The following is an 18,925-nucleotide window of genomic DNA, read 5'->3' on the forward strand; positions in this document are numbered from 1 at the left end:
ATGTTGGCATTCAAAAAAGCCTTAGTTTTTGAGTAACCAAGGCTTCATTATTTCTACATGTCTGTTTTAAAAAAACGTTTGGGCAGATACGGCTTTAAACCGCGGAGAGAATCTCTGCAGCTTGATCTAAGGTGGCATCTTGTTTGGCAAAACAGAAGCGTAATAATCGTAAATTTTCCGGCGGTTTTTGATAGAACACTGAGACAGGAATCGCCACGATTTTATGTTGCTCTGCCAACAACTGACACATTTCCACATCGCTTAAATCTGGGCGTATGGCACTGTAATCAAGGTTTTGGAAATAGGTACCTGCGGACGGAATCAACTCAAATTTAGAGTGGCTTAAGCCCGCATTGAAACGGTCACGCTTGGCTTGGTAAAAATCGGCCAATTCAGCAATGTGCTCAGGATGTTCTGCCATAAAGTTAGCCAATGCCATTTGTACGGGCGTAACACCGCAGAAATTTGCAAATTGATAGATTTGGCGAAACACTTGCATCAAGGCTGGCGCTGCAATGCAATAACCAGTTTTCCACCCTGTGACATGAAAAGTTTTACCAAATGAACCCACGACAAAACTACGTTCACGCAGCTCAGGAAATGACAAAGCAGATAGATGCTGACGACCATCAAAAATTAAATGCTCATAGACCTCATCCGACAGCACAATAATATTTTTATCTCGAATCAGTTCGATCAAGTTGAGCCAGTCCTCACGATCCCAAATAGCACCTGTTGGATTATGCGGTGTATTGACAATAATCATCCGGGTTTTATGGTTAATCGCAGCGGCAACACGATTCCAATCCACAGTAAAATGGGGCGTCTCTAAGGCAATGTGAATGGGATGAGCCCCAACCAATTTTACACTGGGCGCATAACTGTCATAGCTCGGATCAAAAATAATCACTTCGTCACCCGCATGAACCACGGCTTGAATGGCACTAAAAATACCAATGGTTGCACCCGGGGTAATGGTCACTTCGGTGTGAGGGTCAATATTTAATTGGTCTCGATGGGCAAACAGTTGGACCAATTGCTCACGTAAATGCATCAGTCCATCGCCGGGTGCATATTGGTTAAAACCCTGTTGCGTCGCATCACTTAGCGCATTTAACAGCGCTGGAGGTGCAGGAAAATCAGGAAAACCTTGAGATAAATTCAGTGCATTTAGACGCTGCGCCATTGCGCTCATGACGCTAAAAATAGTCACACCTTGTGCAGGCAGTTTGGATTCAATTGTGATCATGGAGCTTAAAATTTTTAATAGGTTGCATTTTGAGTGTAGCAGCATCTCAGCGGCTGCGAAAAGTTAGATCAGCAAAATTGATCCAGTATTGACGTTCCTATTCTCTTGAATCCTAAAGTGATGCAAAAGCCAAAAAGAAGAATTCAACAATTTACTTACAAAACAAGGTGGACGAAAAAATAATCATTTTCTAAAATACGAAGTTTATAAAAAATATTTTCCTTATAACAATGCTTAAAAATATTCACGCCATGGTGGAAAACTTTGGCTTTAGCGTACAGAAACGTGCGCTACATATTCATTTTTCAAATGAATCATTAAACACAGAAGTTTTTATTCAACGGATTGAGGGTCAACACCGTATCAATCAAGGCTTTCGTGCGGAAATTATTTGTCTCTCGACCAATGCTCATCTGGCTTTAAAGCAGTTTATCGGTGGCCGAGTGGCTGTCGATCAAGTGACAGATTTGGGACAACTCAGTCGCCTGACTGGTGTAATTACGGGGGCTAGCCAAGGTCAAAGTGATGGTGCACTGACCGTTTATAAACTGGTGATTGAGGATGCCACAGCGCTCTGGCATAAGCGTCGTAACAGCCGTGTCTTTATGAATAAATCGGTACGGGAGATGACCGAGATTATTTTTAGTGAATGGCAGAAAAAAAGCACATTATTTGCCGCGAGCTTGAGCCTCAACATGGATGGATTGACTCGAAACTATGATGTTCGACCATTTACTATGCAAGCCAATGAGAGTGACTACGAATTTCTGACTCGACTGTGGCGCAGTGAAGGGATCAATTGGTTAATTGATGAAGCGGAGTTATTTGTCGCATTTTCGGCTGCACCGATGCAAGCACAGAGGCTGCGTTTAATTGATACGAATCAGGCTTATAGTGCTTTAGAGCGGAAAAAAATTCGCTTTCATCGGAGTCATGCCACGGAACGTTTGGACACGATTACCAGTTTTGTGGCAGAACGCTTTTTACAATCGACCACGATTCAAACGCAGCGTTGGCAAGCTCAACAATTGGCACAAGACCAAAGTAATCCGCTCTTAAGTGCCCATGCACAGAGTGAGCAACAGCATAATGAAACCTTAAGTTTAGAGCAGGCGTGGACCGTAAGTTCGGCTTGGACAACTGACCTTAAAGGTGCAGATCAGGCGACCACTTCAAATACACAGCAATTGGATCAGTTGAATCGGCAACTCAATCAATATCAGGAATTACAAGCCAAATATTTTACCGCCAGCAGTAGCGTAAGGGATGCACAAGTTGGGTATTGGTTTGAATTAGAAAATCATCCTGAAATCGATCAACATCAAACGACAGATCGTGAATTTCTCATATTGGGCAAAGCATTTTATAACCAGAATAATTTACCCAAAGATATTTTGGTTCAATTAGAAAAGTTACTTGCGGCGAGCCGTTGGCTATCTTTAGGGGATGAACGGCAGGCCAATGAGTTGTATGTGGTCCGTCGGCAAATTTCCGTGGTGCCTGAATATGATCCTTTATTACACCGGCCACCTGCGTTTCCACAGCGGGCTAAAGTGGTCGGTCCAGAAGGTGAAAGTATTTATGTCGATGCTTGGGGGCGTATCAAAGTTCGTTTTACGTTTACCCGTAGCGATGACCACAGTCATGATGGCGGAGCAGGGAGTAATGATAATGACAGTGACTCGGCTTGGGTTGATGTACTGACCCCATGGGCAGGTGAAGGTTATGGCGCACGTTTTCATCCTCGTATTGGCGAGATCGTGGTCATCGACTTTTTTGAGGGCGATGTGGATCGACCCTTTGTAGTAGGACGAATACATGAGGCTGAGCGCTCTCAGACCATGTTTGATCTCAAAGGTCAGCTTCCTGAAACCAAAAAGCTCAGTGGTATCCGTTCGCAGGAAGTTGCGGGAGCAGGCTTTAACCAACTACGCTTTGATGACACGACGGGGCAGATCAGTACCCAATTACAGAGTAGTCATGGAAATAGCCAGTTAAATTTAGGAAACCTTAGTCACTCAAAAGAAAACGATACAAGTGAAGGTAGAGGCGCTGGGTTTGAATTAAGGAGTGATTTAGCTGGTGCAATACGCAGTAAAGGGCTATATATATCTACATATGAACAACCCAAAGCTGAAAAAAATCAATTAGAAATTAAAGATGCAATTGATCAACTTTCTGAAAGTTTATCAGAGATGCAAATACTTTCTGAGTATGCTGAAAAGCAAAAGGCTGAGCCTGCTGATATGCTTCAAAATATTGAAATTTATATAAAAAAAATTGAAGAGCAATGGCTTGAATTAAATGCAATGAAAGAAGCTTTTATGTTGATAGCTTCACCTGAAAGTATAGGAATGCTTGCAGGGAAAAATATTCATCTAAATGCATTAGATAGTTTAACAATCGGTAGCGGAAAATCAATAAACTTAAGTAGTAGTGAAAATCTTATTTTAAATGCTAAAAAGAAAGCTAGTTTTTTTGTTGGTGAAGATGATTTAAAAGTTTATACAGCCAAAGGAAAGATGGATGTACAAGTCCAAGATAATACGATGGATTTATCCTCAAGGTTGGACTTAACCATTACATCTTCTGAAGGGAAAGTGGAAATAAACAGCCCAAATGAAATAGTTTTGAAGGCAAAAAACAGTGCTATTAAAATTGATGGTAATGGAGTCACTATTATTACTCCTCAAACATTTACATCAAAAGCAAGTCAACATATTTTCACAACGGGTGTATCTGTAACTCCTAAATTGCCAATTTTTCCAAATAATATTTGTTGGGAATGTCTTGCTCGTAGATCCTCTCAAAGAGGTGCATTTGTAAATAAAGGGGACGGGTTGTAAATGATAGATAATCAAATTAATATTTTATTTAAGACATTTGAAAAATATCCTTTAGAAGATATAGGGTTAAATATATATGCACTTGCAGATGCAGCACAAGACAAGAAGTTTTTAACTAAATTAAATAATTTAAGAATGAAATGTTTATTAAAGGAAGCAAGTGGTGATAAAGCGCGAGAAATCTCTCCTCATTTAATTACATTACCAAAAGACTTTGAAAGTATAGAGTGGAGTTGGATTTCAAAAAATATTTCAGGTACTCCTAAAATGACAATTATAATTAGTAAACTTTCTTTTGAGGAGTTATATGATCATTTACGTAGTTTCCTGGAGGTTAAATTTGAAGGTGGGCTTGAAATGATACTAGCTTTTTGGGATCCATTAATACTGGCAACATTAATTGGTAATGAGAAAGATAAAACTTTATATGTTAATGGACCAGTATTTGATTGTGAGCAAGCTTCAGTTTTATTGGAACCTATTCAAAGTTGGTGGTACTGGGATAGATTAGGCAAGTTACAGGTTTTATTTGGTTTAAATAATGTTTATAACGATTTTAAAGAAAACAAAACCCCCCCATTAGTTTTTACCTCTGATCAGGAAGAATTAATGGTTGAAGCAACCTTTCCTGATAATATAATCTATTATCTGAAATTAAATAACTCTTTCTTAATAAAAGATATCCCTGAAATTGAATTATATGATTTTGTTACTTGTTCAATTCCTGAGGCTAGATTGTATGGATTAAGTGGTACAAGAGATATTTTAAACTTTATTTGTATGAAAATAATTTATGGAAATGATTACTTAAATAATTTAAAAGTTAATGAGGTTCTAAATCTATTAAAAGATAAAAAAATAGATATGGATGAAGCAATGAAATTGTTAGTTATTAAGGCTAGTTAGTATAAATATTTAGGAGAGAATAGTGAATATTTTTAAAATAATAATTTTACCTGTTAGTTTGGCTTTAAGCACTATAGGGTGTGCTGGAGTAAAGACTTCTTATATGATGGCTACTACTTCATTTAATTATAGTCCTCATTATTCCGATTATATGTTGAAAGTAAATGGAGAGGAAATAGGAGGAGGGTTTGGTAAGGCAATTTCTACAAATAAAATTCATGTTGGTAAACAAGAAATAGTATGGGGTGAGACTAATAGTGAAAATATCCACTTTTCTAAAAATGAAATTTTTCTTAATAAAGCTGAATTAAGGAATAAAAAATATCTTGCTGCTCATATTTACCCAGATGATACTGTTGAAATAATTACATCTAATAATTTACCAGTACCGACAGAAAAAGGCTTGAAATGGTTAAATAAACTAAAAAATAATAATTAAGCGAGATTTAAAATGTCTGAAATAAATCGTGTAATTGAAACAAATAGTGATGTTCCAAATAATGAACCTACTGCTAAACAAGATTGTAGCGATGTAGTACATATTTCAGTTTTCTTCGACGGGACTGGAAATAACAAGGACAAGGACAGTGATAAAAAGAAATGGTCTAATCCAGCACGACTATGGCGAAATGCTCGTACATTCATTGATAGTCAAAAGGGAGATTGCTCGAATTATGCGATTTATGCTTCTGGTGTTGGTACTCGTTTTAACGCCGACTTAAATTTTTTTCAACGTGCTATTTCGGTACTTCAAGATCATTTGGGTTTAGGTGCAGGTTTAGGGTTAGGTGGGGCTAGGCGTTTAGATTATAGCGAAGAGCAGTTAAACGATGCACTTAAGCAAGTCATGATTTTTAATGCACAGAAAGCTGAGATTGATGTTAGTAAATATGTTAATGAGAAAAAAGATTATAGTTTTGCTGAAATAGCTAAAAGTTTGGATGAGCATCGTTTAATAAAAAAAATTAATATTTCCACCTTTGGATTTTCTCGAGGAGCTGCTTTAGCAAGGGCATTTACAAATCAGTTTATGTGGCAGTGCGAATCCAGTTGTGATGGTTTAACCTATGGAACAGGTAAATATCCCATTGAGTTTAAATTTATGGGTATATTCGATACTGTTGCATCTTTTGGTTTGCCTGCAGCAAATTTAAACAATAATATTACATTTAAAGGCCGTGATATGGTAATTGATGAGCGCGTAAAAATGTGTGTTCATCATGTGGCTGGTAATGAATTGCGTTTTGCATTTCCTGTTGATTTAATACATAAAAAAAATGGTGAAATATCTAACTCTAATTGGAAAGAGTTGGTATACCCAGGTATGCATTCTGATGTGGGTGGTGGCTATACGCCAGGTAGCCAAAATGTAAATGATAACTTTGCTAGAATTCCGTTAAAAGACATGCTTCAAGAGGCAACAAATGCTGGTGTAAGAATGCTGAGTTATGAGGAGTTAGAGAAAGATCATAGCCAACTTTTTGAACAGCAATTTGAAATTAAAGAAGAAACGCAAAGATTATATAATGCAGTAAAAGATAAAATATCTAATGCTGGAAGTATTGAAGAGCAGATTATTTCATTTATGAAAGTTTATTACAGTGCTTATGGCACCTTATCTAGAAATAATGTGGATTCTGTTAGTGAAAATGCGAGAAAAGGCATAGGTAATAAAGTAAAAGATACTTTGATGTTTTGGAGTCCTCGAGACATGGCTACAGAAATGGACCGGTTGCAGGCATTAAGAAATGGTGCTGGAATATTTAAGGTGACCTCACCCGTATCTGAAAGTTATGAATATCTAATTAATATGGAAAACTGGATTTTAGAGAGTTGGAATGAACCTGCTCATGAAGATGTAACAAAATTTTATTCTGACTTTGTGCATGATTCTAAATATGGTTTTTTATTCAATGCTGAACCATTTAGTTATTTTAGACAAAGAACTGTATATGAATCACGTAGAAGTGATCAAGGTAAAGAAATAGATAAAAAGCTTAGTGAAGAAAAAGCCGTTTGTGAAATTAATGCTGATGATATTCCTCAAGAGGAATTTATTGATTCATATGAATCTGCTGTTGCTAGTAATTATGAAATAGCGTCATGAATGTATAAACATATAATAAATGAAGCCGACACTCGTCGGCTTTTTCTACTTTACCCTTCTAAAACTTCTTCCAACAGCTCTTCACTTGGTGCAAAGTAATACGCTCCGTCCATTGGCGTAACAAAGTGAAGTAAGCGGTCATGAATGCCGTCACCACTGGTGCCAAACATACGAACCAACATACTGTCGATAATGCTGAGATCTTTGGTATAAGCAATAAAGAACAAACCTTGGTCACCGCGGCCATCGCCATAAGGCAATGAATGACGCAAAATTGCGAGTTCTTCACCCTCACCATCTTCAACAACGGTACGTGATATATGTGAGTTTTCAGGTTGTTCGTCTTCGTTCAACTCAATCGATTCAAGTTTGGTACGCCCAATTACATGTTCCTGAGCATCTACCTTTAACTTTTTCCATTTATCTAAGTTGTGTGCATATCGCTGCGCAAACACAAAAGAACCATCTGCAAAAATGCCTGCTTCTTCAGAAAGTAAAGCTGTTTCAGCGCGGTCATCTGGAAATTGAGGGTTTTCAGTACCATCAATAAAGCCAGTTAAGTCACGGCCATCGAAATTACGGAAGCAAACACGCTCATCTAAAACCTCCACTTTATCTTGAATGCCATCAAAGAAAGCTTGGCTTAAAGCAAAGCAAATATCTGTACGCTGTGCTGCAATGTGAATCAGTACATCTGCTGGGGCTACAGGCATGTTAAATGAACCTTGAATTGGATCAAGTTGTTTAAAGCCTGCCGGAGCTTGACTGTAAAGTTGTGCCCAAAGTTCAGGTCCAAAAGCCACAGCTGTTTTAATCTGTGCATTAGGATGTTGGGTAATTAGACGATCACGAGTGCTAAATAAGTCTTCAAGTTGTTCTTTTAATTCGCTAATCGTTAAATCTTTTAAACGTAAAACAATAAAACGAGCATGATCTGAGGGTAATGGCAAAATTACAGATTGAGCAGACATTCATGGCTCCTAAAAATTATAATTTCTGAGTGGCTGTGTATATTGTGCCTTAAGCAGCGCTGAGAGTGTAGCCTTCATTTGGCCTTTTAGCGTGCATTATTGTCATGAAAATAGAGTAAATGTCATATAATACAGACCCATTTCAAACTTGAGCTAATGATGTCCTATCAAATCTGGATTGCATACATGTTGGCATGTTGGGTAATTAGTGTTTCCCCAGGTGCAGGTGCAATTGCGTCTATGTCGAGTGGTTTGAATTATGGGTTTAAGCATGGGTATTGGAATGCAATCGGCCTGCAATTGGCACTTTTGGTTCAGATCGCCATTGTTGCAGCTGGGGCAGGGGTCTTATTTGCGACGACACCATGGGCTTTTCTGATCGTGAAATGGTTTGGAGTGGGATATTTATTGTATCTGGCTTATTTACAGTGGACAGCGCCAACTGAGTCAATTGAAATCCAACAAGATTTACCAAATAAATCACGTTTAAAATTAGTTGTACATGGCTTTTTGGTCAATATGAGCAACCCTAAAGCGATTGTATTTTTGTTGGCGGTTTTGCCGCAGTTTTTAGATTTATCCAAACCCCAATGGATTCAATATGTCATCATGGCTGCAACAATGATTAGCATTGATCTGATTGTCATGGCGGGGTATACCGGTCTCGCTGCAAAAGTACTGCGATTATTAAAATCACCCAAACAACAAAAATATTTGAATCGAACCTTTGCGGTATTATTTGCTTGTGCTGCGAGTTTATTGAGTTTGGTGCATCAATAAATCCAGTTAGATGATTCTGAGCATCGTATTTGACGTGCAAAAAAAAGCCATGCAACTGCATGGCTTTTTTATTTTGATATGTGGCGAATTGAGCAATGAACGTTGCTACTTAAGCCACTTTCTTAAATTTTTGCATAATAAAAATCAGGGCAAAGAGCAGCGCCATGGTTAATACAATAGTCAGTCCTGTAGAGGTGTTTAAACCAGCACTTGACCATAACCCCACGGTCACACCGACTTGGGCAATGATGAAAGACCACAGCACCATTTGTTTCGGGGAATTTGCCAATAAACGAGCGGTTAATGCAGGAATCACTAACAATGCACCCATCAGCAATGAGCCGACAGCACGTAAAGCCAATACGGTAAATAATGCCAGTAATAACATAAAAATCAGACGTTGCCATTTAGCGCTGACACCTTCACTGACCGCAATATCGGGGTCAATGGCAATCTGAATCTGCGATTGCCAACTTTTATACAGCACGGTCAGTGCCACAATGATCACCACTGTAAAGACAGGCAAATCTGACCAAGAAATGGTGAGTAAATCACCAAATAAATAGCTGAGTAATTCAGGTTTTAAGCTGGGCAAACGTTGTATGAAGAGTAAGCCAGAGCACAGGAGTGTTGCTGAACATAGCGCGAGCAAGGCGTCATTGGGCAAGCGAGGGTCGTGTAACACCCATAAGATTGCAACCAATAAGAGCGCAATCAATGTAACGCCTGTCCAAAGCGGTAAACTCATCGCACCGGCAATGGCGACACCGAGTAAAGTGCCATGTGCCATGGTGTCCGCAAAAAATGACATGCGACGCCATAACATTAAACAGCCAAGCGGCGCAGTCAGGAACACCAGCAAAGTGCCCATGATCCATGCTGGCAAAAGGAGTTGTAGCCATTCCATCATGGATTATGCTTCCGGTTCAGGGTGAATATGGGGACGAGAGTCATGCTGGCAAGGCGTTGCACTATCGCCATGCGCACAGTGATCGTGATGGTGTTGATAGAACACACGATTTGTTCCAAAGATCGCTTGATATTCAGGATGTTGCTGTACATTTTCAGGCAAGCCACTGCAACAAATATGTTTGTTCAGGCAAACCACACGGTGCGTGCCTTGCATGACCCACTGTAAATCATGAGAAACCATCAAAACTGCACAGCCATATTTTTCTGGCAAGCTACGCACGTAGTCATACAGTTCCGCTTCAGACTGGATATCCAGACCTTGCATAGGTTCATCCAGAACCAATACATTCGGTTGACGCAATAATGCCCGTGCAATCAATACACGTTGACGTTCGCCGCCCGACAATTGCTGAACTTTAGATTGTTGTAACTTGGCAATGCCTGTATCACGAATAATTTCTTGCTTAATGCTGGCATCACATTTTTCTAGTGCCAATAAATCACACACACGTAGTGGTAAGCTGTGTGATGGATTAAATTTTTGTGGCACATATGAAAATTTTAATTTTTGTGTGCTGATCACTTTGCCAGATACAGGTTTTACAATACCCAACAACACTTTGATTAGCGTGGATTTGCCTGCACCATTGGGACCGATTAAGGTGACAATTTCTTTTTCGTGTAAGGCGAAATCTACATTTTTTAAAATGTCACGTTCATCGATTCGGACATGAACATGCTCTAAAGCCACAATGGGCTTCACATTTAGTGTTTGCTGCGGCACTGCTGACAGATCCCTGAAATTTCAATAATACTGTGATGTGCAGTAAAGCCATCGGATGCAGATAATTCATCGAGTTGCGCCATCAAGCCTTGAGCAGATGCTTCTTTGACTATTTTACAGTCTGTGCAAATCAGAAATGCTGCTTGATGTCCTTCGCGCGGATGGCAACATGGGATGTAAGCATTAATCGACGTTAGACGATGAATCAAACCTTTTTCAAGCAGAAAATCCAGCGTACGGTACACTGTCGGTGGAGCTGCAGGTCGGTCAGACTCACTTTTGATTTTAGCCAAAAGGTCATAAGCGCCCATTGGTCCCGTTGCATTTAAGATCAGTTCCAATACTTCTTTACGCAAGGGCGTAAGTCGAGCACCCGTCGCACTACAGAGACTCTCAGCTTCAGCAAGGCGCTGTTCGACATTATGATGATCGTGTACACCATGCAAAGCATTATGATGTTCGTGTGAACATGCGCTCATAGCCAACCTCGAGTACGAAACTGTATAAAGAAAAAGACTTTAAATCTTAACATGAAGCGTAAGGACTTACGAACAGACGTAGGTTTTTTTACGATTTTGTTATATTATAACACTATTCATTTTATGGTGCTCTCTCCCCATGTCCCGTGTATTTCTTTTTTGTAGTTTGGCTTTATTCAGTGTAATGAGCTGGGCGCAAGGTCTCGTTGTTTCTACACAACCGATTTATCTAATCGCGAAGGATGTACTCAAGGGCGTAGAGCAGCCAAAACTACTGCTTGACCATCAATCTGGACATGATGTGAGTTTGACGCCTGCGCACCGTAAAACCGTGCAAGATGCCAATCTCGTTTTATGGCTAGGCCAAGCGCATGAAGCGCCATTGGCAAAAATGTTGGGTGAAAGTGGCAAAAGTATTGCTATTTTAGACTCAGGCATTATCAGTGCTTTGCCATTACGGGATGTCCGTGGCAATGCATTAAAAGGCACAATCGATACCCATGTTTGGCTTGAACCTAACAATGCAGTTCGAATCGGCTTTTTTATTGCTGCTTTACGTTCACAACAGTTTCCAGAACATCGTGAAAAATATTGGGCTAATGCGCGTGCATTTGCGCAGAAACTCTTGATCACAGCCCAAAAAACAGATGTGTCGAGCCGTGCTCAGCCTTACTGGTCTTACCACGATGCCTATCAATATCTTGAGCGCTCACTGAATTTGAAATTTACCGGTGCGTTGACAGATGATCCACATGTCGCGCCGACATTGGCACAAATCAAATACTTGAAAGACCATCGCGCGCAGCCAAAAATATGCTTACTTGCAGAAGCACATGCCAGTCAAAATCAGTATCAAAAGCTGGGTGGCATCGTCTTTCAGCCGGTGGACGAAACCATGAGTGGGGCAGGGGATTTTGTAACAGCATGGAAGATGTTGGCTGATAAAACCCTTAAGTGCACACTAAATGCGCGAAAGTAATGTAAAAAACAAACAACTATTGATTAGTTTGAAAGCAGTTTACCAATTTAAAAAAACACGACTAAGGTCGGGAAAAGATTGCAAGTTAAGGGGTGTAACTCTATAATGCCTGCGATTAAAAATAATCATCAGTTAAACTTGTCAAGCAGAATTGCTGTGAGTGAACAAAAATGAGTCGAACTAGTCGCATGATTGATCGACGATTAGCGAAAGCTTTAGTCATCTTACAAGCAGTAATGATTCCTGTTTCAGCCCTGATTGGTTGGGTCCTTAAAGACACAATCACAGCATATAGTGCAGCTTTGGGTGCGTTGGTATGCTGGCTAGCAAGTAGCTACTTTTCATGGCAGTCGTTTCGTGCGGCTGGTGCCCGTGCCTCTAAACAGGTGCTGTCAAACATGTATCGTGGCTTAATGGGCAAGTTTGCAATCGTGATTGTTGGATTCATTTTGATTTTGATCAATGTCAAACCGTTGTCAGCGGTGGCATTGTTTTGTGGTTTTATGCTCGTACAAAGTATGTCGTGGGTCGCTCCTTTTTGGGCAACACGCTTAAAAAAACGAGTATAAACACAACAAAAAATTGAAAAGTTTTTTGGAGAGTAACGAGATATCAGGCAGCACGCGATATTCGTTTTCTCTATTAGTTTTGACATTGACCAGGTGTGATTTATGGCTGCTGAAGAACATGCCCTTACTTCGACCGAGTACATTCAGCATCACTTGACTAACTTGACCTATGGCAAAATGCCAGATGGTACTTGGAAGTTAGCTGAGACTGCTAAAGAAGCTCAAGAGATGGGGTTCACTGCTATTCACTTGGATTCAATGGGTTGGTCTATTGGCCTTGGTATAGTTTTCTGTTTGTTGTTCTGGGTTGTAGCGAAAGCTGCAAACTCTGGTGTTCCGACCAAGTTCCAGTCTGCAATCGAAATGATTATCGAGTTCGTTGACTCAAGTGTCCGTGACACTTTCCATGGCAAATCGCGCTTAATCGCGCCGTTAGCGTTGACCATCTTCGTGTGGATTTTCCTCATGAACTTGATGGACTTGATCCCTGTTGACTGGATTCCTTATACAGCTCAATTGATCGGTGCTAACGTGTTTGGTATGGATCCTCACCACGTTTACTTCAAAATCGTTCCATCTACTGATCCTAACATTACCCTTGGTATGGCATTGTCAGTGTTTGCGTTAACTATTTTCTATAGTATCCGTGAGAAAGGTCTTGTCGGATTCGGTGCAGAATTTGCACTTAACCCATTTAACCCAAGTAACCCAGTTTTAAAAGCATTACTTATTCCGGTAAACATTATTCTTGAATTAGTAACTTTTATTGCACGTCCAATCTCATTGGCTCTACGACTGTTCGGTAACATGTATGCGGGTGAGTTGATCTTCATCTTGATCGCATTACTACCGTTCTGGATCCAGTGGGCGTTGTCTGTGCCTTGGGCGATCTTCCATATTCTTGTTATTACGTTACAAGCATTCATTTTCATGATGTTGACTATCGTATATATGAGTATGGCTAGCGAAAAGCATTAATGGTATTGCTCAACTGTCAAAGGGTGGTTGGGCACACAATTTTTTAACTTAATTTGGTATAAACCTAACCTCTGAGGAATTATCATGGAACTCACTTTAGGTCTAGTTGCAATTGCATCTGCTATCTTGATCGCTTTTGGTGCTTTAGGTACTGCGATTGGTTTTGGTCTTCTAGGCGGCCGTTTCTTAGAAGCTGTTGCTCGTCAACCAGAATTGGCTCCACAACTTCAAACTCGTATGTTCTTAATCGCGGGTCTTCTTGATGCTGTGCCTATGATCGGTGTTGGTATTGGCTTGTTCTTCATCTTCGCTAATCCATTTGTAGGTTAATCAGCTTAATTCCTAAATTAAACTATTGAGGAATAGCAATGAATATCAACCTCACATTGATTGGCCAAGCGATTGCTTTTGCGATTTTTGTCGCATTCTGCATGAAATTTGTTTGGCCACCACTAATCAATGCGATTAGTGAGCGTCAGCGTAAAATCGCTGATGGCTTAAACGCTGCTGAAAAAGCGAAAGCTGACCTTGCGGATGCGCAAGCACAAGTGAAAGCTGAATTAGATGCGGCTAAAGCACAAGCGGCTCAATTGATCGAACAAGCGAACCGTCGTGGTGCGCAATTGGTAGAAGAAGCGCGTACTCAAGCTGCGGCTGAAGGTGAGCGTATTCGTCAACAAGCTAAAGAAGCTGTTGATACTGAAATCAATGCTGCTCGCGAAGAATTACGTCAACAAGTTGCTGCTCTTGCAGTTACTGGCGCAGAAAAAATTCTGAACCAGCAAGTTGACGCAGAAGCTCACAATGCCATGCTGACTCAGCTGGCTGCTAAACTTTAAGAGAGGCGGATTATGGCTGAACTCTTGACGTTGGCACGCCCATACGCTAAAGCAGCATTTGCTTACGCTTCTGAGCAAAATGCAACTGACGCTTGGTCAAATGCATTGAACTTGCTCAGTGCTGCGGTGCAAGACGAAGCATTTTCAGCTTATCTAAATCGCCCTGAGCTTACGCCTGCTGAGCAGGTAAGTGTTTTCGCAAAAGTTTTAGGTGAAGACCAGACTGCAGCAGTGTCAAACTTTTTGACATTGCTTGCCGATAATGACCGTCTGGCACTTCTTCCTGAAATTTCAGAAGAATACGAACAGCTCAAATCACAGAATAACAATACTGTGGATGTAGTGATTGAATCTGCATTCCCATTGACTTCTGTACAAGAACAATTACTTGCGCATGCATTAGAGAAAAAATTCGAAGCTGCCGTAAATGTTTCTGTAGAAGTTAACCCAGCGTTAATCGCGGGTGTAGTTATTCGTGCAGGCGACCAAGTGATAGATGATTCTGCGCTTAACAAGCTTGAAAAAATGCGGACTCGTCTTCTTGCTTAACAGCTCGAAGACTGAACTTTAAAAAGATTGAGGTATAGCGCAATGCAACAACTGAATCCATCCGAGATCAGTGCGCTCATTAAACAGCGTATCGGCGATCTGGACACCAGCGCGACCGCTAAGAACGAAGGGACCATTGTTATGGTTTCCGACGGTATTGTGCGCATTCACGGCCTTGCTGATGCAATGTACGGTGAAATGATCGAATTCGACGGCGGCTTATTTGGTATGGCACTGAACCTAGAACAGGATTCAGTGGGTGCCGTTGTCTTAGGTAACTACTTAAGCCTTCAAGAAGGTCAAAAAGCTCGTTGCACAGGTCGTGTATTAGAAGTTCCGGTTGGTCCAGAACTTTTAGGCCGTGTAGTAGATGCTCTTGGTAACCCAATTGATGGTAAAGGCCCTATTGACGCAAAACTTACTGATGCTGTTGAAAAAGTAGCACCAGGCGTAATTTGGCGTCAATCAGTGGATCAACCTGTACAAACTGGTTATAAATCAGTAGATACAATGATCCCTGTTGGTCGTGGTCAACGTGAGTTGATCATCGGTGACCGTCAAACTGGTAAAACAGCTATGGCGATCGATGCGATCATCGCTCAGAAAAATTCTGGCATTAAATGTGTATACGTAGCAATTGGTCAAAAACAATCGACTATCGCTAACGTTGTGCGCAAGCTAGAAGAAACTGGCGCTATGGCGTACACAACTGTTGTAGCAGCTGCTGCAGCTGATCCTGCGGCGATGCAGTATCTTGCTCCGTATGCTGGTTGTACAATGGGTGAGTACTTCCGTGACCGCGGTGAAGACGCGCTTATCATTTATGATGACTTGTCTAAACAAGCTGTTGCTTACCGTCAAATTTCATTGCTTCTACGTCGTCCACCAGGTCGTGAAGCATATCCTGGTGACGTATTCTATCTACACTCACGTTTACTTGAACGTGCTTCACGTGTATCTGCTGACTACGTTGAGAAATTCACTAACGGTGAAGTTAAAGGCCAAACTGGTTCATTAACTGCATTACCGATTATTGAAACTCAAGCCGGTGACGTATCTGCATTCGTACCTACAAACGTAATTTCGATTACTGACGGTCAGATCTTCTTAGAAACATCATTATTCAACGCAGGTATTCGTCCTGCTGTGAACGCGGGTATCTCTGTATCACGTGTTGGTGGTTCTGCTCAAACTAAGATCATCAAAAAATTGTCAGGTGGTATCCGTACCGCTCTTGCGCAATACCGTGAATTAGCTGCGTTTGCTCAGTTCGCTTCTGACCTTGACGAAGCAACTCGTAAACAGCTTGAACATGGTCAACGTGTAACTGAGCTTATGAAGCAAAAACAATATGCTCCATACTCAATTGCTGACCAAGCTGTTTCAATTTATGCATCTAACGAAGGCTACATGGCTGACGTAGAAGTGAAGAAAATCGTTGCATTTGATGCTGCGTTGATCTCTTACTTCCGTTCAGAAAATGCTGCGTTAATGCAAAAAATTGACGAGACTGGTGCTTACGATAAAGAAATCGAAGCAGCAATCAAAGCAGGTATTGAAAGCTTTAAAGCGACTCAAACTTACTAAGATTCAACTGTGTTGAATCTGGTTTTGGTTTGGTTCACGGATCAACCTTCGGAAGCTCGAAAGGGCTTTCGAATACTAGGTTAAGCGTATGGCAAATTTAAAAGAAATTCGCGCCAAAGTAGCTAGTATCAAAAGCACGCAGAAAATTACTCGCGCGATGCAGATGGTAGCAGCTTCTAAGATGCGTCGTGCGCAAGAGCGCATGGCTCAAGGCCGTCCGTATGCCGAAAATATGCACCGTGTAATTGCTCATTTGGTACAAGCGAACCCTGAATACAAACACCGTTATATGGTTGAACGTCCTGTAAAGCGCGTTGGCTATATCATTGTTTCTTCAGATCGTGGCCTTGCTGGTGGTTTGAACATTAACTTGTTCAAAAAAGTGGTAAAACACGTACAACAGCAACAAGAGCAGTCAATTGAAGTTCAATTTGCTTTAATTGGTCAAAAAGCGGTTTCGTTTTTTAAAAACTACGGCGGTAAAGTTCTTGGTGCAACTACAAACGTAGGTGATGCTCCGAGTCTTGAACAGTTAACTGGTTCTGTACAGGTGATGTTAGACGCGTTTGATAAAGGCGAGTTAGATCGTATTTATCTAGTGTCAAACGGCTTTGTCAACGCCATGACTCAAAACCAAAAAATCGAACAGCTTGTTCCTTTAGCAGCTGCTGAGGAAAGCGAAGGTCTAAACCGTCAATACGGTTGGGACTATATCTATGAACCAGAAGCTGAAGAGCTTTTAAATGGTTTATTGGTTCGTTACATTGAGTCTATGGTTTATCAAGGTGTGATTGAAAACATCGCATGTGAACAGTCTGCTCGTATGGTTGCAATGAAAGCTGCAACTGATAACGCGGGTGAATTGATCAAGAGCCTACAACTTATTTATAACAAGCTGCGTCAAGCCGCGATTACTCAGGAAATCTCTGAGATCGTTGGTGGTGCCGCTGCCGTTTAACATTATTAGTTTGAATTGAGGAGACAGCAATGAGTAGCGGTCGTATCATTCAGATCATCGGCGCGGTTATCGACGTCGAGTTTGAACGTAACAGCGTTCCTAAGATCTATGACGCTCTCCATGTTGATGGTACTGAAACTACATTAGAAGTTCAGCAGCAACTTGGTGATGGCGTAGTTCGTACTATTGCAATGGGTTCTACTGAAGGCCTTAAGCGTGGTCTTACTGTAACTAACACTGGCGCGCCTATCTCTGTACCTGTAGGTACTGCATGTTTAGGTCGTATCATGGACGTTCTTGGTCGCCCTATCGACGAAGCTGGTCCTGTTGGTACTGAAGCTCGTTTACCAATTCACCGTCAAGCGCCTTCTTATGCAGAACAAGCGGCTTCTACTGACCTTTTAGAAACTGGTATTAAAGTAATTGACTTACTTTGCCCGTTCGCTAAAGGTGGTAAAGTTGGTCTGTTCGGTGGTGCCGGTGTTGGTAAAACTGTAAACATGATGGAGTTGATCAACAACATCGCGAAAGCTCACTCAGGTTTATCTGTGTTTGCTGGTGTTGGTGAACGTACTCGTGAAGGTAACGACTTCTATCACGAAATGAAAGACTCTAACGTTCTAGACAAAGTAGCAATGGTCTACGGTCAGATGAATGAGCCACCAGGTAACCGTTTACGCGTAGCGTTGACTGGTTTGACTATGGCTGAGTACTTCCGTGACGAAAAAGACGAAAACGGTAAAGGCCGTGACGTTCTATTGTTCGTTGACAACATCTATCGTTATACACTAGCGGGTACTGAAGTATCAGCACTTCTAGGTCGTATGCCATCTGCAGTAGGTTACCAACCGACTCTTGCAGAAGAGATGGGTGTTCTTCAAGAACGTATTACGTCTACTAAGTCTGGTTCTATTACGTCAATCCAAGCGGTATACGTACCTGCCGATGACTTAACTGACCCATCGCCTGCGACTACCTTCGCTCACTTGGACGCGACTGTTGTATTGAGCCGTGACATCGCATCTTCTGGTATTTACCCAGCGATCGATCCACTTGACTCTACTTCACGTCAGTTAGATCCACTTGTAGTGGGTACTGAGCATTACGAAATCGCTCGTTCAGTTCAAAACGTTCTTCAACGTTACAAAGAATTGAAAGACATTATCGCAATTCTTGGTATGGACGAATTGGCAGAAGAAGACAAACTTACTGTATACCGTGCACGTAAGATCCAACGTTTCTTCTCTCAACCGTTCCACGTAGCTGAAGTGTTTACTGGTGCGCCTGGTAAACTTGTACCGCTTAAAGAAACGATTCGTGGCTTTAAAGGTCTTCTAGCTGGTGAATACGATCACATCCCAGAACAAGCGTTCTACATGGTTGGTGGTATTGACGAAGTGATTGCTAAAGCTGAGAAACTTTAATTAGTTAC

The 18,925-nt window shown here is 41.0% G+C and carries 19 protein-coding genes; 14 read left to right on the plus strand and 5 right to left on the minus strand.

What is annotated here, in order from left to right; all coding sequences use genetic code 11:
• Positions 1-94: 94 nt before the first annotated feature.
• Positions 95-1,249, minus strand: a complete 1,155-nt coding sequence (locus FTT98_RS10715; RefSeq protein ID WP_180039774.1) for a methionine aminotransferase — start codon at positions 1,247-1,249, stop codon at positions 95-97.
• A gap of 230 nt (positions 1,250-1,479) precedes the next feature.
• Between FTT98_RS10715 and FTT98_RS10720 the strand changes: the two genes are divergently transcribed.
• The 4 genes from FTT98_RS10720 to FTT98_RS10735 are packed head-to-tail and all read left to right on the plus strand — an operon-like array spanning position 1,480 to position 7,108.
• Positions 1,480-4,095 (plus strand): type VI secretion system Vgr family protein, encoded by a 2,616-nt coding sequence (locus tag FTT98_RS10720; protein ID WP_180039772.1) that lies wholly within the window; start codon positions 1,480-1,482, stop codon positions 4,093-4,095.
• Complete coding sequence (locus FTT98_RS10725) at positions 4,096-5,001, plus strand: DUF4123 domain-containing protein (protein ID WP_180039770.1); 906 nt, start codon at positions 4,096-4,098, stop codon at positions 4,999-5,001.
• A gap of 22 nt (positions 5,002-5,023) precedes the next feature.
• Positions 5,024-5,440, plus strand: coding sequence for a hypothetical protein (locus tag FTT98_RS10730; protein WP_180039768.1), 417 nt, complete (start codon positions 5,024-5,026; stop codon positions 5,438-5,440).
• 12 nt (positions 5,441-5,452) lie between these two features.
• The gene (locus FTT98_RS10735) at positions 5,453-7,108 is read left to right on the plus strand and encodes a DUF2235 domain-containing protein (RefSeq protein WP_180039766.1); all 1,656 of its coding nucleotides are present in this window, start codon (positions 5,453-5,455) and stop codon (positions 7,106-7,108) included.
• Positions 7,109-7,158: 50 nt separating this feature from the next.
• Here FTT98_RS10735 and FTT98_RS10740 read toward each other — a convergent pair whose 3' ends face one another.
• The gene (locus FTT98_RS10740) at positions 7,159-8,079 is read right to left on the minus strand and encodes a Dyp-type peroxidase (RefSeq protein ID WP_180039764.1); all 921 of its coding nucleotides are present in this window, start codon (positions 8,077-8,079) and stop codon (positions 7,159-7,161) included.
• Between the two features lie 159 nt (positions 8,080-8,238).
• Between FTT98_RS10740 and FTT98_RS10745 the strand changes: the two genes are divergently transcribed.
• Complete coding sequence (locus FTT98_RS10745; RefSeq protein WP_180039762.1) at positions 8,239-8,859, plus strand: LysE family transporter; 621 nt, start codon at positions 8,239-8,241, stop codon at positions 8,857-8,859.
• A 109-nt stretch (positions 8,860-8,968) separates the two neighbouring features.
• Here the strand turns inward: FTT98_RS10745 and znuB are convergent, their stop codons facing one another.
• The 3 genes from znuB to FTT98_RS10760 are packed head-to-tail and all read right to left on the minus strand — an operon-like array spanning position 8,969 to position 11,034.
• Positions 8,969-9,769: a zinc ABC transporter permease subunit ZnuB gene (gene znuB, locus FTT98_RS10750; protein ID WP_180039760.1), complete on the minus strand. Its 801-nt coding sequence runs from the start codon at positions 9,767-9,769 to the stop codon at positions 8,969-8,971.
• A 3-nt stretch (positions 9,770-9,772) separates the two neighbouring features.
• Positions 9,773-10,564 (minus strand): zinc ABC transporter ATP-binding protein ZnuC, encoded by a 792-nt coding sequence (gene znuC, locus FTT98_RS10755; RefSeq protein WP_180039825.1) that lies wholly within the window; start codon positions 10,562-10,564, stop codon positions 9,773-9,775.
• Positions 10,537-11,034, minus strand: coding sequence for a transcriptional repressor (locus tag FTT98_RS10760; RefSeq protein WP_078191481.1), 498 nt, complete (start codon positions 11,032-11,034; stop codon positions 10,537-10,539). Before FTT98_RS10760 ends, znuC begins: the two co-directional genes overlap by 28 nt.
• Positions 11,035-11,173: 139 nt before the next feature.
• Between FTT98_RS10760 and FTT98_RS10765 the strand changes: the two genes are divergently transcribed.
• The 9 genes from FTT98_RS10765 to atpD all read left to right on the plus strand — a co-directional run bounded on the left by FTT98_RS10765 (position 11,174) and on the right by atpD (position 18,917).
• Entirely contained in the window at positions 11,174-12,013 is an 840-nt protein-coding gene (locus FTT98_RS10765; RefSeq protein ID WP_180039758.1) for a metal ABC transporter solute-binding protein, Zn/Mn family, read from the plus strand.
• A 170-nt stretch (positions 12,014-12,183) separates the two neighbouring features.
• Positions 12,184-12,582, plus strand: coding sequence for an ATP synthase subunit I (locus tag FTT98_RS10770; RefSeq protein WP_078194025.1), 399 nt, complete (start codon positions 12,184-12,186; stop codon positions 12,580-12,582).
• Between the two features lie 102 nt (positions 12,583-12,684).
• Entirely contained in the window at positions 12,685-13,560 is an 876-nt protein-coding gene (gene atpB, locus FTT98_RS10775) for a F0F1 ATP synthase subunit A (RefSeq protein WP_078191478.1), read from the plus strand.
• Positions 13,561-13,644: 84 nt separating this feature from the next.
• Positions 13,645-13,890, plus strand: a complete 246-nt coding sequence (gene atpE, locus FTT98_RS10780; protein WP_000424060.1) for a F0F1 ATP synthase subunit C — start codon at positions 13,645-13,647, stop codon at positions 13,888-13,890.
• 38 nt (positions 13,891-13,928) lie between these two features.
• Complete coding sequence (locus tag FTT98_RS10785) at positions 13,929-14,399, plus strand: F0F1 ATP synthase subunit B (RefSeq protein ID WP_078191477.1); 471 nt, start codon at positions 13,929-13,931, stop codon at positions 14,397-14,399.
• A 12-nt stretch (positions 14,400-14,411) separates the two neighbouring features.
• Positions 14,412-14,948 carry a F0F1 ATP synthase subunit delta gene (locus FTT98_RS10790; protein WP_078191476.1) on the plus strand — a complete coding sequence of 179 codons (537 nt, stop codon included), beginning with the start codon at positions 14,412-14,414 and terminating at the stop codon, positions 14,946-14,948.
• Between the two features lie 42 nt (positions 14,949-14,990).
• Positions 14,991-16,535 (plus strand): F0F1 ATP synthase subunit alpha, encoded by a 1,545-nt coding sequence (gene atpA / locus FTT98_RS10795; RefSeq protein ID WP_078191475.1) that lies wholly within the window; start codon positions 14,991-14,993, stop codon positions 16,533-16,535.
• 88 nt (positions 16,536-16,623) lie between these two features.
• A complete protein-coding gene (gene atpG, locus FTT98_RS10800; protein WP_078191474.1) occupies positions 16,624-17,493 on the plus strand; it encodes a F0F1 ATP synthase subunit gamma in 870 nt (289 codons plus the stop codon).
• 29 nt (positions 17,494-17,522) lie between these two features.
• Complete coding sequence (atpD, locus tag FTT98_RS10805) at positions 17,523-18,917, plus strand: F0F1 ATP synthase subunit beta (RefSeq protein WP_078191473.1); 1,395 nt, start codon at positions 17,523-17,525, stop codon at positions 18,915-18,917.
• Positions 18,918-18,925: the final 8 nt, after the last annotated feature.

Origin of the sequence: Acinetobacter sp. YH12039 (assembly GCF_013420015.1) — a bacterium.
Lineage (GTDB): Bacteria > Pseudomonadota > Gammaproteobacteria > Pseudomonadales > Moraxellaceae > Acinetobacter > Acinetobacter amyesii.

Coding starts and splice junctions, on each gene's coding strand:
- atpE (WP_000424060.1), top strand. CDS start 13,645: ATGGAACTCACTTTAGGTCTAGTTGCAATTGCATCTGCTATCTTGATC.
- FTT98_RS10720 (WP_180039772.1), top strand. CDS start 1,480: ATGCTTAAAAATATTCACGCCATGGTGGAAAACTTTGGCTTTAGCGTA.
- FTT98_RS10715 (WP_180039774.1), bottom strand. CDS start 1,249: ATGATCACAATTGAATCCAAACTGCCTGCACAAGGTGTGACTATTTTT.
- FTT98_RS10745 (WP_180039762.1), top strand. CDS start 8,239: ATGTCCTATCAAATCTGGATTGCATACATGTTGGCATGTTGGGTAATT.
- FTT98_RS10785 (WP_078191477.1), top strand. CDS start 13,929: ATGAATATCAACCTCACATTGATTGGCCAAGCGATTGCTTTTGCGATT.
- FTT98_RS10760 (WP_078191481.1), bottom strand. CDS start 11,034: ATGAGCGCATGTTCACACGAACATCATAATGCTTTGCATGGTGTACAC.
- FTT98_RS10790 (WP_078191476.1), top strand. CDS start 14,412: ATGGCTGAACTCTTGACGTTGGCACGCCCATACGCTAAAGCAGCATTT.
- FTT98_RS10770 (WP_078194025.1), top strand. CDS start 12,184: ATGAGTCGAACTAGTCGCATGATTGATCGACGATTAGCGAAAGCTTTA.
- znuB (WP_180039760.1), bottom strand. CDS start 9,769: ATGATGGAATGGCTACAACTCCTTTTGCCAGCATGGATCATGGGCACT.
- atpA (WP_078191475.1), top strand. CDS start 14,991: ATGCAACAACTGAATCCATCCGAGATCAGTGCGCTCATTAAACAGCGT.
- FTT98_RS10735 (WP_180039766.1), top strand. CDS start 5,453: ATGTCTGAAATAAATCGTGTAATTGAAACAAATAGTGATGTTCCAAAT.
- atpB (WP_078191478.1), top strand. CDS start 12,685: ATGGCTGCTGAAGAACATGCCCTTACTTCGACCGAGTACATTCAGCAT.
- FTT98_RS10740 (WP_180039764.1), bottom strand. CDS start 8,079: ATGTCTGCTCAATCTGTAATTTTGCCATTACCCTCAGATCATGCTCGT.
- atpG (WP_078191474.1), top strand. CDS start 16,624: ATGGCAAATTTAAAAGAAATTCGCGCCAAAGTAGCTAGTATCAAAAGC.
- FTT98_RS10765 (WP_180039758.1), top strand. CDS start 11,174: ATGTCCCGTGTATTTCTTTTTTGTAGTTTGGCTTTATTCAGTGTAATG.
- atpD (WP_078191473.1), top strand. CDS start 17,523: ATGAGTAGCGGTCGTATCATTCAGATCATCGGCGCGGTTATCGACGTC.
- FTT98_RS10725 (WP_180039770.1), top strand. CDS start 4,096: ATGATAGATAATCAAATTAATATTTTATTTAAGACATTTGAAAAATAT.